General features: G+C 61.9%; 12 protein-coding genes. 9 read left to right on the forward strand and 3 right to left on the reverse strand.

All coding sequences use genetic code 11. The features are described from left to right. Positions 1 to 8 precede the first annotated feature (8 nt). Positions 9 to 1,115 (reverse strand): ABC transporter substrate-binding protein, encoded by a 1,107-nt coding sequence (locus DFR48_RS01615; protein ID WP_114361400.1) that lies wholly within the window; start codon positions 1,113 to 1,115, stop codon positions 9 to 11. A 148-nt stretch (positions 1,116 to 1,263) separates the two neighbouring features. Continuing rightward, the gene (locus DFR48_RS01620; protein ID WP_114361401.1) at positions 1,264 to 2,136 is read right to left on the reverse strand and encodes a MurR/RpiR family transcriptional regulator; all 873 of its coding nucleotides are present in this window, start codon (positions 2,134 to 2,136) and stop codon (positions 1,264 to 1,266) included. Between the two features lie 180 nt (positions 2,137 to 2,316). On the opposite strand from DFR48_RS01620, the gene DFR48_RS01625 reads away from it, so the two are divergent. The 9 genes from DFR48_RS01625 to DFR48_RS01665 all read left to right on the forward strand — a co-directional run bounded on the left by DFR48_RS01625 (position 2,317) and on the right by DFR48_RS01665 (position 12,956). Continuing rightward, positions 2,317 to 3,087 carry an N-formylglutamate amidohydrolase gene (locus DFR48_RS01625; RefSeq protein WP_114361402.1) on the forward strand — a complete coding sequence of 257 codons (771 nt, stop codon included), beginning with the start codon at positions 2,317 to 2,319 and terminating at the stop codon, positions 3,085 to 3,087. 129 nt (positions 3,088 to 3,216) lie between these two features. Beyond that, entirely contained in the window at positions 3,217 to 3,726 is a 510-nt protein-coding gene (locus tag DFR48_RS01630; protein ID WP_114361403.1) for a TRAP transporter small permease subunit, read from the forward strand. Beyond that, a complete protein-coding gene (locus DFR48_RS01635; RefSeq protein ID WP_112688003.1) occupies positions 3,723 to 5,048 on the forward strand; it encodes a TRAP transporter large permease in 1,326 nt (441 codons plus the stop codon). The genes DFR48_RS01630 and DFR48_RS01635 overlap by 4 nt, the downstream gene beginning before the upstream one ends. A gap of 117 nt (positions 5,049 to 5,165) precedes the next feature. Continuing rightward, positions 5,166 to 6,212, forward strand: coding sequence for a TRAP transporter substrate-binding protein (locus DFR48_RS01640; protein WP_112688005.1), 1,047 nt, complete (start codon positions 5,166 to 5,168; stop codon positions 6,210 to 6,212). 98 nt (positions 6,213 to 6,310) lie between these two features. After that, positions 6,311 to 7,681 carry a glutamine synthetase family protein gene (locus DFR48_RS01645; RefSeq protein ID WP_114361404.1) on the forward strand — a complete coding sequence of 457 codons (1,371 nt, stop codon included), beginning with the start codon at positions 6,311 to 6,313 and terminating at the stop codon, positions 7,679 to 7,681. Positions 7,682 to 7,705: 24 nt separating this feature from the next. Then, entirely contained in the window at positions 7,706 to 9,091 is a 1,386-nt protein-coding gene (locus DFR48_RS01650) for an aldehyde dehydrogenase family protein (protein WP_114361405.1), read from the forward strand. Next, the gene (locus tag DFR48_RS01655; RefSeq protein ID WP_114361406.1) at positions 9,088 to 10,233 is read left to right on the forward strand and encodes an iron-containing alcohol dehydrogenase; all 1,146 of its coding nucleotides are present in this window, start codon (positions 9,088 to 9,090) and stop codon (positions 10,231 to 10,233) included. The genes DFR48_RS01650 and DFR48_RS01655 overlap by 4 nt, the downstream gene beginning before the upstream one ends. 217 nt (positions 10,234 to 10,450) lie before the next feature. Then, entirely contained in the window at positions 10,451 to 11,170 is a 720-nt protein-coding gene (locus DFR48_RS01660) for a ParA family protein (RefSeq protein WP_114361407.1), read from the forward strand. 313 nt (positions 11,171 to 11,483) lie between these two features. After that, a complete protein-coding gene (locus DFR48_RS01665) occupies positions 11,484 to 12,956 on the forward strand; it encodes a TIR domain-containing protein (RefSeq protein WP_114361408.1) in 1,473 nt (490 codons plus the stop codon). 229 nt (positions 12,957 to 13,185) lie between these two features. Here DFR48_RS01665 and DFR48_RS01670 read toward each other — a convergent pair whose 3' ends face one another. Next, on the reverse strand, positions 13,186 to 13,548 hold the full coding sequence (locus DFR48_RS01670; RefSeq protein WP_114361409.1) for a 5-carboxymethyl-2-hydroxymuconate Delta-isomerase: 363 nt from the start codon (positions 13,546 to 13,548) through the stop codon (positions 13,186 to 13,188). Positions 13,549 to 13,753 lie beyond the last annotated feature (205 nt).

Below are 13,753 nucleotides of genomic sequence, written 5' to 3' on the forward strand. Positions count from 1 at the left end.
ACAGCAAATTACTGGACGTTGGCGCCGACGACCTTGTCCCAGCCACCGGTGACGGCAGCCTTGTTGGCGTCAACTTCCTCGAGGGTCGGGAAGTAGGCCTTCTCGTAGGAAGCGGCCGGCGGCAGCTTGTCGAGCAGTTCCTGCGGGATCTTGCCTGCCTTGGACATCGCGTTGAAGCGGGCCGGGTGGCAATAGCCGGCGAGCCATGCGGTCTGGCCTTCGTCGGAATAGAGGTATTCCATCCAGAGCTTGGCGGCGTTCGGGTGCGGCGCATAGGCCGAGATGCCCTGAACGTAGACGCCGGCGAGAACGCCCGTCTCCGGAACGACGACGTCGACCGGCGGGTTGCCGGCAAGCGTGTCCTTCCAGGACAGCGCATTGTAGTCCCAGGCGACGACGATCGGGGTCGAGCCCTGGGCGAGCGTGCCGGACTTGCCGATGACGGGCACGAAGTTGCCGGCCTTGTTGAGTTCGGCGAAGTACTTCAGACCGGCTTCACCGGCTTCCTGGCCGGCCTTGGCGCCGGACGAGAGACCAGCGGCGAGAACGCCGAGGATCGCCTGGTTGGAAGCGCGCGGATCACCGGCAAGCGCGACCTGGCCTGCGTAGTCGGCCTTCAGGAGGTCGGACCAGTCCTTCGGGGTTTCCTTGACGAGGTCCTTGTTCACGATGAGCGACATCACGCCGTAGTAGTCGCCGTACCAGTAACCGTCGGCGTCCTTGACGCCGTCCGGGATTTCGTCCCAGGTCGAGACCTTGTAGGGCATCAGCAGGCCTTCGGACTTCATCTGCGGGCCGAAGGCGAGACCGACGTCGACGACGTCCGGAGCCTGCGGGCCCTTGTTGTCCTTGTTGGCCTTGACGGCTTCGACTTCGTCGGCCGAGCCGGCGTCGGGGTTCAGCTCATTGACGCTGATTTCCGGGTACTTCTTCTTGAAGCCTTCGATGACCGCACCGTAGCCGCACCAGTCGTGGGGCAGGGCGATCGTGGTCAGCGAGCCTTCCTTCTTGGCGGCATCGACGAGTTCGGCGCTCGGTTCGGCGACGGCGACGGCCGTGGAGGCGATGACCATGGCGGTCGAAAGCGAGAGTAGGCGACGGAAGTGGCTAGTCACGGAAGTTCTCCTTGTTTTGTTTGAAGGCGACGCGCGTCTGATATTCGGGTTCGATGATAGTTATGTGACAGCTCGCGGCCCCGCGCGCCGGGACGGCTTGCTCTTCTTCTCTATTGATTTCTAACGTTTTTCCTCTTCCCCTCCTGGATCAACGCAATTTGCGAAAAAGCCGGGCCTGTTCGAACAGACCCTCGAGTGTATTCATGCGCTCGCGGGTCTCGTCCCATGCCGAGCTCTGGACCGCCTCGATCAGCGCCTCGACGACGAAAAGCGTCACGACCGAGGAATCCCAGGCGGACGGCGCTTCGATCTGGACCTTGAAACTGTGCAGCGCGTGCTTGACGACCGGCGAGGTCCACTGGTCGGTGAAGAGGATGATCTGTACGCCGGCGGTCTTGGCGACGGCGGCCAGCGTCGCCATGTCCGCCTCGTAGCGGCGAATGTCGAAGATCACCAGCACGTCGCCGGCGCTCATGTTCAGCACGTGCTGTGGCCACGAACTGGCGTTCGACGACATCAGCGTCGTCTTCGGCCGGATGACCTGCATGTGGGTGAAGAAGTACTCGGCGAGCGCACCGGTGATGCGGCCGCCGACGAAATAGATGCTGCGCTTCTTGTCGCCGAGGAGCTTTGCCGCCTCGTCAAAGGTGGCGGCGTCGAGTTCGCTCAGCGTCTGGCGCATGTTGTTCATCACCGCTTCGGCGAAGCGGTTGAGCACATGGGTGCCCGGCGCGTTGGAGGCCCAGCGGTCGTGCTTGGCGATCGGGTTTGAAATCGAGGCCTCGAGCTCGTGGTGCAGATGCGCCTGGAACTCCGGGTAGCCCTTGTAGCCGAGCTTCTGCACCATGCGCGCGACGGTCGGCGTCGAGACGCCCGCGTTTTCCGCGACGGTGGTGATGCTGCCCAGGCCCGATACGGGGTAGTTCTCGAGCAGACTCTCCGCCAGCCGCCGTTCGGCAGGCGTCAGCCCTCCGAAATGCGCGTGGATTACGTCCGAGACTGTTTTCGACGTAGTGAGCACGAGTTTTTTGTTCCCCAGTCCGGTCTCCGCCGGCCCATGGGAAATTTATCAACCGTGCCCGGCACGCTGTCAATCCGCATATTGAAGAGAAATTTTCAGAACCGGATTGACTTGTGACAAATCGTGAAGAATTCTCTTCGGAAGGTAGAGAGGCGCGAAGCCTCCGGGGAGAATTGCCGAATGCTCTTGAGAACGGATATTCTTTCGGCCGCCGACGGGGACGCAGTTTCCGTCGAGAGTGCGGCGGCGGCGGGAGACGTGTTGCTCGTCTGCGAGCACGCGTCGCGGACATTGCCGCAACGGGCGGGGGATCTCGGGCTTTCCGAAGAGGCCCTGTCGAGCCATATCGCCTGGGACCCCGGCGCGCTCGACCTGGCCCGGATGCTGTCGCGCTCGCTCGACGCCACGCTCGTCGCCCAGCGCTTTTCCAGACTGATCTACGACTGCAACCGTCCGCCGGAATCGCCCGCCGCGATGCCGGAAAAGAGCGAAATCTACGACATTCCGGGCAATCATGATCTCGATGTCGCCGAGCGCTACGCCCGGACCGCGGCACTCTACATTCCCTTCCATGACCGGATCGACGCCATCATCGCCGAGCGCAAGGCCGCCGGCCGACGCACGGTGCTGGTGACGGTGCACAGTTTCACGCCCGTCTACATGGGGCGCCACCGCGAGGTCGAGGTCGGTATCCTGCACGACGAGGATAGCCGGCTTGCCGACGCGATGCTGGCCGGCGCCGGCGCGGGGTTCCGGGTCGAGCGCAACGAGCCCTATGGACCGCAGGACGGTGTCACCCATACTCTGAGGCTGCACGGGCTTCCGTCCGGGCTTGCGAACGTCATGATCGAGGTCCGCAACGACCTTCTGAAGGACGAGGCCGGCAAGCAGGCCATGGCGTCCTATCTCACCGGATTGCTGCAGGAGGGGCTTGGCCGAATTTCTTCCTGAGTGATCCCTGCAGTTCGAGAATTGGCATGGTCTTATAATCAAAAGGGGAACAGATGCCGAAGGGAATGAAGCAAGGGGAAGCCGCGGATACAATGCCGGCGATCACCCTCACGGATGGCGGAGGCTCTTATGCCTGAAGCGATCCGGACCTATGTACGTGTCGTGGACGGCTTCAATCGCCGTGTCGGCCGGGTCGTCATGTACGGCATATTCGTCATGATGGGCATCATGCTCTATTCGGTGGCGTCGAAATCCATGCGGCTGCCGGCCAACTGGACGCTGGAGACGGCCCAATTCGTCATGGCGGGCTACTATCTTCTCGGCGGCGCCTATTCGCTGCAGCTCGACAGCCATGTGCGCATGGACCTGCTTTACGGCCGGTGGTCGACGCGCACCAAGGCAGTGGTTGACGCCATCACGATCCTGATGCTCTTCGTCTATCTGTTCTTCCTCCTTTACGGCGGCGTTTCCAGCACCGCCTACGCGCTGAAGTTCAGCGAGACGAGCTATTCCTCCTGGTCGCCGTACATGGCGCCGGTGAAGATCGTGATGGTCATCGGCATCGTGCTCACCTTCCTGCAGGCGTCATCGATCTTCCTCAAGGACCTGGCCCTTGCAATCGGGAGACCGATCGCATGAGCTACGAGATGATCGCCCTCCTGATGTTCACCTCGATGATGCTGTCGATGCTGACCGGACAGCGCATCTTCGCCGCCATCGGCTTCGTCGGCGTCGTTGCCGCAGCCTTCCTTTGGGGCAATGGCGGCTTCGAACTCGGCTTTTCCGCCGGCATGAAGCTAATGAAATGGTATGCGCTGCTGACGCTGCCGATGTTCATCTTCATGGGCTACATGCTGTCGGAATCGGGCATTGCCGAAGACCTCTACCGGGCATTTCACGTCTGGTTCGGCGGCTTGCGTGGCGGTCTGGCGCTCGGCACGATCGGGCTCATGGTCGTGATTTCGGCGATGAACGGGCTTTCGGTCGCCGGCATGGCGATCGGCGCCACGATCGCGCTTCCGGAACTGCTTCGCCGCGGCTACGACAAGATCATGGTCTCCGGCGTCGTGCAGGCCGGCAGCTCGCTCGGCATTCTCGTTCCGCCGAGCGTCGTCATGGTGCTCTACGGCATGATCGCGCGCCAGCCGGTCGGCCAGCTCTGGCTTGCGGGCGTCTTCCCCGGCCTGCTGCTCGCGGTGTTGTTCGCCATCTATGTGGTGATCCGCTGCTGGATCAACCCCGCCCTCGGTCCTGCGCTCACCAAAGAAGAGCGCGACATGCCGATGATCGAGAAGCTGAAGCTGCTGCAGGCCGGCATCCTGCCCTTCCTCATCTTCTTCCTGATGATGGGCCTGTTCGTGCTCGGCGTCACGAGCCTCGTCGAGAGCTCGGCGGTCGGCGCACTCGGCGCCCTGTTCGCGACCTGGATCAAGGGACGGCTGACACGGACCCTGTGGAACCGCGTCCTCGAACAGACGCTCGGCATCTCGTGCATGTTCATGTGGATCATCCTCGCGGCGCTGTGCTTCGGCGCGGTGTTCGACGGGCTCGGCGCGGTCAAGGCGATCGAGAAGCTGCTGGTCGGCGACATGGGTCTGTCTCCCTGGCAGATCCTGATCCTGATGCAGGTGTCGTTCCTGGTGATGGGGGCCTTCCTCGACGACACGGCCATGCTGGTCATCGTCGCGCCGCTCTACATCCCGCTCGTGGGCAAGCTCGGCTTCGACCTGATCTGGTACGGCGTGCTCTACACGATCACCTGCCAGATCGCCTACATGACGCCGCCCTTCGGCTACAACCTGTTCCTGATGCGCGCCATGGCACCGCCGGAAATCTCGCTTCTCGACATCTACCGTTCGATCGTCCCCTTCGTCCTGATCATGATGCTCGGAATGGTAATCATCATGGCGTTTCCGGAGATCGCCCTGTGGCTGCCCCAGCACGTCTACGTGAGGGGATAGAGCGGGCAGGAGTGAAAGGCCCGCCGGGCGGGCAATGTGCGCTTGTGCTTCCCGCGGTCCTGCCGCGGGGGGCACCCGAAAGAAGAAGTGAAAAACAAAACAGAGAGGGAATAGGACATGACAAACAGAAGAAGTTTTCTGAAGAATGCCGGCCTTGCCGCCGCTGCCGCTCCGGTGGTTCTGGCCGCTCCCCACGTCAAGGCGCAGGACAAGAAGATCACCTGGCGCCTGCAGACCTATGCCGGTGCCGCGCTCGCCGAGGAGGTGGTGCGTCCCTGCGTCGACGCCTTCAACAAGGCCGCCAACGGCCAGATGGTGATCGAGCTCTACACCGCCGACCAGCTGGTGCCGACGGGCGAACTGTTCCGCGCCATGCAGGCCGGCACGATCGACGCTGTGCAGTCGGATGACGACTCGATGAACTCGCCGGTCGACATCAAGGTGTTCGGCGGCTACTTCCCGTTCGCCTCGCGCTACAGCCTCGACGTGCCGACGCTGTTCCACAAATACGGTCTCGCCGAGATCTGGGACGAGGCCTATGGCGAGGTCGGCGTGAAGTGGCTTTCGGCCGGCGCGTGGGACCCGTGCAACTTCTCGACCAACAAGCCGATCAAGTCGCTCGCCGACCTGCAGGGTCTGCGTGTCTTCACCTTCCCGACCGCCGGCAAGTTCCTGGAGCAGTTCGGCGTGATCCCGGTCACTATCCCCTATGAAGACACCCCGGTCGCCATGCAGACGGGCGAAATCGACGCCGTCGCCTGGTCGGGCATCACCGAAGTGACGACCGTCGGCTGGGACAGCGTGGTCAAGTACTTCCTGACCAACAACATCTCGGGCGGCTGGTGCGGATCCTTCTTCGCCAATGCCGATCGCTGGAAGGAAGTGCCGGAACACCTGCAGCAGCTCTGGCGCGTGTGCATGGACAGTTCGCACTATCGTCGCCTGCACTGGTACTGGGGCGGCGAGGCGGCCCTGCGCGCCGGCGGCAGCAAGCTCGAACTCACCTCGATCCCGGACGCCGAATGGAAGACGGTCGAGGAGAAGGCCTTCGCCTTCTGGGACGAGATCGCCAAGCAGAGCGAGCGCAATGCCAAGGTGGTCAAGATCCTCAAGGACTACCAGGCCGTCATGCAGAAGGCCGGTCAGCCTTACCGCTACGGCTGATCGCCTGATGACACCTCGTCCGGGGCGCAGCGCGTCCCGGACGATCCCCCGACGAGAATTCCCCCCAAGGAACGAAACACGCCTGTCAGGAAACACCGATGTCTGCACCGTACACTTTTGACGATCTGAAGATGGATGTGGCCGAGGGCCGCATCGACACCGTTCTCGCCGTGCTGGTGGACATGCAGGGCCGGCTGATGGGCAAGCGTTTCCAGGCCGAGTTCTTCGTGGAGAGCGCCTACAAGGAAACCCACAGCTGCAACTACCTGCTTGCGACCGACATGGAGATGGAGACGGTCTCCGGCTATCAGGCGACGAGCTGGGAAAAGGGCTACGGCGACTACACGATGAAGCCCGACCTCTCGACGCTGCGGAAGACCCCTTGGCTCGAAGGCACGGCGCTCGTGATCTGCGACGTCCTCGACCACCACAGCCACGCCGACGTGCCGCATTCGCCACGCGCGGTCCTGAAGAAGCAGATCAAGCGTCTCGAAGACATGGGCATGAAGGCCTTCATGGCCACCGAGCTGGAATTCTTCCTGTTCGACCAGACCTATGACGACGCGCGCATGTCCGGCTACCGCGACCTGCAGCTCGGCTCGGGCTACAACGAGGACTACCACATCTTCCAGACGACCAAGGAAGAAGACGTCATGCGCGCGATCCGCAAGGGTCTGCAGGGCGCCGGCATCCCGGTCGAGAACACCAAGGGCGAGGCATCTGCCGGGCAGGGCGAGGTGAACGTCCGCTATGCCGACGCGCTGACCATGGCCGACCGGCATGCGATCATCAAGAACGCCTGCAAGGAGATCGCCTGGTCGCGCGGCAAGGCGATCACCTTCCTCGCCAAGTGGAACTACAATTCTGCCGGCTCGTCGTCGCACATCCACCAGTCGCTGTGGAGCGCCGACGGCAAGACGCCGCTGTTCTTCGACGAGAACGGCGAGCACGGCATGTCGTCGACGATGAAGCACTACATGGCCGGTCTTCTCGCCCATGCGAGCGAGATCACCTACTTCCTCGCGCCCTACATCAATTCCTACAAGCGCTTCATGGCCGGCACGTTTGCGCCGACCAAGGCGATCTGGTCGAAGGACAACCGCACCGCCGGCTACCGGCTCTGCGGCGAGGAGACGAAGGGCATCCGCGTCGAGTGCCGCGTCGGTGGCTCCGACCTCAATCCCTATCTCGCCATGGCCGCGCTGATTGCCGCAGGCATCGACGGCATCGAGAAGAAGCTTGAACTGGAGCCGGCCTTCGTGGGAGACGCTTACGGAGCCCGCGAGGTTCGCGAGATTCCCCGCACGCTGCGCGCGGCGACGGAATCGCTGCGCAATTCCGCCATGCTCCGGGCGGCGCTCGGCGACGAGGTGGTGGACCACTACGTCCGCGCGGCCGAATGGGAACAGGAAGAATACGACCGCCGCATCACCGATTGGGAAGTGGCGCGCGGTTTCGAGAGAGCTTGAACCACACAGACAGGATTTAAGATCATGACAATGATCCAATGTATCTCGCCGATCGACGGATCGGTCTATGCCGAGCGCGAGGCGATGTCGCTCGAAGCGGCGAAGGATGCCGTCCATCGTGCCCGCAAGGCGCAGAAAGCCTGGGCGCGGCGCCCGCTCGAAGAGCGCGTGCAGCTCGTGCTGAAGGGCGTCGCACGCCTCAACGAAATGTCGGACGAGGTGGTGCCGGAACTCGCCCACATGATGGGCCGGCCGGTCCGCTACGGCGGCGAATACAAGGGCTTCAACGAGCGCTCGAACTACGTCGCCTCGATCGCGGCGGATGCGCTCGCACCGCTGGTGATCGAGGACAGCGCCACCTTCGAGCGCCGCATCGAGCGCGAGCCGCACGGCGTCGTCCTCGTCATCGCGCCGTGGAACTATCCCTACATGACGGCGATCAATACGGTCGCCCCCGCGCTGATGGCCGGCAACACCGTCGTCATCAAGCATGCGACGCAGACGCTGCTCGTCGGCGAGCGCATGGTGCGCGCCTTCGTCGAGGCCGGCGTTCCGGAAGACGTCTTCATCAACCTCTTCCTCGACCACGCCACCACCACGGCGCTGATTGCCACCGGCAGCTTCGACTTCATCAACTTCACCGGCTCCGTCGAGGGCGGACGGTCGATCGAGCGGGCGGCCGCCGGCACCTTCGCAGGCATCGGGCTGGAACTCGGCGGCAAGGACCCGGGCTATGTGATGGAGGACGCCGATCTCGAGGCGGCCGTCGACACGCTGATGGACGGCGCGACCTACAATTCCGGCCAGTGCTGCTGCGGCATCGAGCGCATCTACGTGCACGAGAGCCTCTACGACGCCTTCGTCGAGAAGTCGGTCGCCTGGGTCTCCAACTACAAGCTCGGCAATCCGCTCGATCCGGAAACGACGCTCGGGCCGATGGCGCATCGCCGCTTCGCCGCCCATGTGCGCGAGCAGATCGCGGCTGCCGTCGCCAAGGGCGCCAAGGCGCTCGTCGATCCGAAACTCTTCCCTGAGGATGACGGCCACGCCTATCTGATGCCGCAGATCCTCGTGAACGTCGATCACTCGATGTCGTTCATGAAGGACGAGACCTTCGGCCCGGCCGTCGGCATCATGAAGGTGAAGAACGACGCCGAAGCGATCGAGCTGATGAACGACAGCCCCTACGGCCTCACGGCATCGCTGTGGACGCAGGATTCTGCCCGCGCCGCCCGCATCGGCCGCGAGATCGAGACCGGCACCGTTTTCATGAACCGCGCCGACTATCTCGACCCGGCGCTCTGCTGGACCGGCTGCAAGGACACCGGTCGCGGCGGATCGCTGTCGGTCATCGGCTTCCAGAACCTCACCCGTCCGAAATCCTACCACCTCAAGAAGGTCACGAAATGAATATCGTCGCAAACTGGAGCTATCCGACCGCCATCAAGATGGGCCGGGGCCGGATCAAGGAGCTCGCCGACGCCTGCAAGTCGCTCGGCATGAAGAAGCCGCTGCTCGTCACCGACCGCGGGCTGGCCTCGATGGCGATCACCCAAGGGGCGCTCGACGTCCTCGAAGAGGCGGGCCTCGGCCGCGCGATCTTCGCCGACGTCGACCCGAACCCGAACGAGAAGAACCTCGAAGCCGGCGTCAAGGCCTTCAAGGACGGCGGCCATGACGGCGTCGTCGCCTTCGGCGGCGGCTCGGGCCTCGACCTCGGCAAGTGCGTCGCCTTCATGGCCGGCCAGACGCGGCCGGTCTGGGACTTCGAGGACATCGGCGACTGGTGGACGCGGGCGAACGTCGAGGGCATCGCCCCGATCGTCGCCGTGCCGACGACCGCCGGCACCGGCTCGGAAGTCGGCCGCGCCAGCGTCATCACCAATTCGCAAACCCATGTGAAGAAGATCATCTTCCATCCGAAGTTCCTGCCGGGCGTCGTCATTGCCGACCCGGAACTGACCGTCGGCATGCCGAAGATGATCACCGCCGGCACCGGCATGGACGCCTTCGCCCACTGCCTGGAAGCCTATTCCTCGCCGTTCTACCACCCGATGAGCCAGGGCATCGCGCTCGAAGGCATGCGGCTCGTCAAGGAATTCCTGCCGCGGGCCTATGCCGACGGCACCGACATCGAGGCGCGCACCAACATGATGGCCGCGGCCGCCATGGGCGCCGTCGCCTTCCAGAAGGGGCTCGGCGCGATCCACTCGCTCTCGCATCCGATCGGCGCGGTCTACAACACCCATCACGGCATGACGAATGCCGTGGTGATGCCGCCGGTGCTTCGCTTCAACCGCGCGGAGATCGAGGAGAAGATCGCGCGCGCCGCCGCCTATCTCGGCATCGCCGGCGGTTTCGACGGCTTCTACGACTACGTGCTGGCGCTGCGCGCCGAGCTCGGCGTTCCGGACAATCTCTCGGCCATGGGCATCAAGCCCGACCGCATCGACGAACTGACCGCCATGGCGATCGAGGACCCGAGCTGCGGCGGCAACCCGGTCAAGATGACCTTCGAGAACACCAAGGCACTCTTCCTCGAATGCTTCTGAGGCGTTTTACCCTCAGTTGACATGCAAGGGCCCGCGTTCCCAGGCGCGGGCCCTTTTTCTTTTCCGCATCAATGGGCTGGCGGGTGCAGGGGCGGTCGCGGACGGCGGGCCGTTTGCCCTTTGTTAACCATAATGAACGAGAGTGACGGCCATCGACGCCATGAGCAAGGTGTCGCAGTGAGCGATGTCGGCTCGCCGCACTTTCGGGGACAAACGCATGCCAGTCATCTCATTCGCCAACGCCAAGGGCGGTGCCGGCAAGACCACCGCGGCGCTGCTGCTCGCCACCGAACTCGCCCAGCAGGGGTTCCGGGTCGCGATCATCGACGCCGATCCGCAGCACTGGATCAGCCAGTGGCACGAGCTTTCCGGCCCGCAGCGCAATATCGAGGTGATCTCCGAAGTCTCCGTCGCCTCGCTGCAGGGGCACATCGCCGAGTGCGGGCGGACGGCGGACTATACCGTGATCGACCTCGCCGGCGCGCGCGACGCGATCGTGACCACCGCGCTCGGCCTTTCCGACCATGTGATGATCCCGGTGCAGGGCTGCGCGATGGATGCGCGCGGCGCCGCGCAGATCCTCGACCTCATCGGCCTCATCGAGGAGAAGGGGAGGCTGACGATCCCGCATTCGGTGGTGCTGACCCGCGTGACCTCGATGGTGACGACCCGCGCGCTGCTGACGATCAAGGGCCTGCTGCAGGCCCGCGGCGTCAACGTCGTCAACACGCCGATCGTCGAGCGCAACGCCTTCCGCGAGATCTTCGATTGCGGCGGCACGCTGCACACGATGGACCCGGCGAAGATCAGCAATCTCGACCGGGCGCGTGAAAACGCCCGCGCCTTCGCGCTCGAAGTCATGCGCGTGCTGCCTGTGCGCGTGGTGCGCTCGCAGCCCGCCCGCCGGTTTCTTCGCGTTGTCGGCAACGCGGCGTGACGGTGAGAGGATAGTGAGGAAGCCGCTGGCGGGGGGGGGGTGCCCGGCCGGCGGCCTTTTGCTGTGTGGGTGGGGGGGTAGGTGATTGGGCGGAATGCGGAAGCGGCCGGCCTGAGTGAGTGACCGTTTTGGGGCCGAGAGCGGAATGTCGGGTTCTGGGGAGCCCCACGCCGGAGCGGTAATTGGCATCTACCGGCGACTTCCGATTATCGGCCGGGTGACAAATGTTGGACGAATGCTCTTGAAGGAGAGAGTTAGCTGCGTCATTGCTTCTACCTATTGAATGTTTGAGCGAGTAACTTCGAGGGCACAAATGGCATATTTGGAAGATGTTTTTGTTACCGAAGGTGTGCCCGAATTCACCTTTGTAAAACCGCCAAACTACACCGCGCTCCTCGTTGACATCCGCCGCAAAGGCAAACCAGTTGTGGTAGAAGGCCAATCCGGGACCGGTAAGACGACGACCGTAAAGAAGGCACTCGCGGAAATCTTCCCGGAGAACACGCCGAAGCTTTTGACGCCGCGCGAGCCCAAAGACCTACCGATCATCGAGGCAATCTGCTTAGAGTCCGGCGACGAAACTTACGTTGTTGATGATTTCCATCGACTCGACGTAGGCTCCAAGGAACGCCTTGCAAACCTCGCCAAAGTAATCGCCGAGCGGGACAATCGTGATGGGCTTCCAAAACTGATAATTATAGGAATCAACAACGTTGGGTCAGATCTAATTCAGCTGGTCCCTGACATCGCGAAGCGCATGGGCATCCACCGTATCGCCCCAGGAACAGCCGGCGTAATCGGCAAGATGATTGAACTTGGAAGCAATCTGCTGAATATTTGCATAGCGGACCAAGAAGCCGTCATTAGGGACAGCGGGGGCGACTACTGGCTCACTCAACAGATCTGCAAGACAATCTGCGTCTCCGCGGGTGTCGACAAAACGCAAGAAGAAACACGACAAATCGACTGGACCCCGGACGAGATCAAAGCACAAGTCGTAGACGCGCTGCATCACAACTACGATCCGGCGGTTCGCGAATTTTGTCGCGGTCGTCGATTCCGCCCCACGAATGACCCATACTACAAACTGCTGCGGGCCGTCTCCGAGCAAGAGCGATCGAATGTCGACCTGAACGAACTTGCAAATGCTCGCCAAGACATTAAGGGAAGTATAAACAACGTTAAAGATCACAGGCTGGGTGTTCTTCTAGCGCAAAAGGAGGCATGCGCCCGTTTATTCTATTACGACGTAGATACGAAAAACTTCGCTATCGAAGATCCGGCCCTTTTCTACTACATTAAGAATCTGAACTGGGAAGATCTTCGACAGCGTTGCGGTTTTCGCGAGGATGCCAAAGATTTTGAGTGGGATGTCGCAATCTCTTTTGCCGGTGAGAATCGTGCTTTGGCCGACTTCATAGGCCAGCAGCTCCGCGAACTCGATATTTCGGTATTCTATGACCGGAACTACGAAGACAACTATCTAGGTGGACTCTGGTCACAGCAGTTCCTAGATATCTTCGTCAATAAATCGCGCCTTGTTGTCGCAATTCTCGATCAGCACCACAAGGACAAGGTTTGGCCGACTTTCGAGAGGGACTGCTTTACTCCGAGAGTTCCGGAGGCAGAGGTAATTCCCGTTTTTCTTGACCGGACAATTTTCCCCGGCATCCCAGCCGACCTTGTTTCCATCCACTTTGATTACAAGGGCGATGTTGCTGCGCAGTCAGATGCGATCATTGACGACGTGGTGCTTCGCATCGCGGGCAAGCTTGACGGTCTATAAAACAAATCCACTGAGGCGTGACCCTTTCCGTGCAATCCATCGATACGCGCTGAACTTCCGCTTTTACGATTGGCAGGGTACACCCTCAATGTCCGAAATGGAGGCGCTTTCCAGCCAAGAGGGGTCGAAGCCGAAATTGCAGACCCTGCCAGCTCATGGTTACATCAGGCACGCGCTAGCTCCACCGCGCAAAGCGCTTAGGGCTTACCCGAAAATCCGTACCTGGTCACTACCGACCCACAACGCGCTTCGCATAACTATCGCCATCAATTTCAAGGATTTCAGCGCAAATCTGAACATGAAGATCAGGCGCAGGCGAAATGGTGCCCCGCAGGATCTCTACGATTGAATCGGATAAAGCTCTTTTAGTTTCGGCTGTTCTTCCGGCTGAAATCACAAGCTTCACGTGCACGAAGGCTCTACCACGCGGCATCGTGCCGACTGCAAAGTCATCCAGCCGAATGGCGCGACTTTTGATATTAAGTTCGGCGAAAACATTTGTGGCGGCAAGTGCCTCGTTCAAATCGCGCAGAGCTCGAAACGCATCGAAATTGGCTAGGTTCTTGGTGTACTCGAGCGTGAGATGGGGCATCAGTTACTCTTTTGGGAGGCAAGGCCCAGAGGTATATCCTGATGGGGTGCATTGCGTCTAGCTGACCGTTTCCTGTCAGCCTGCCGCCCGATCACCAACCATCGCCTCTCAGGAATTCGGCCTGATTGGGAGAACGGCAGCTTCCAGGAATTTAACAGCAGGATGGAGCGACCGGAATGCGGGCGCGAAAGCGGCCGCGTTCGCC

The sequence above is a fragment of the Ciceribacter lividus genome, from assembly GCF_003337715.1.
GTDB lineage: Bacteria > Pseudomonadota > Alphaproteobacteria > Rhizobiales > Rhizobiaceae > Allorhizobium > Allorhizobium lividum.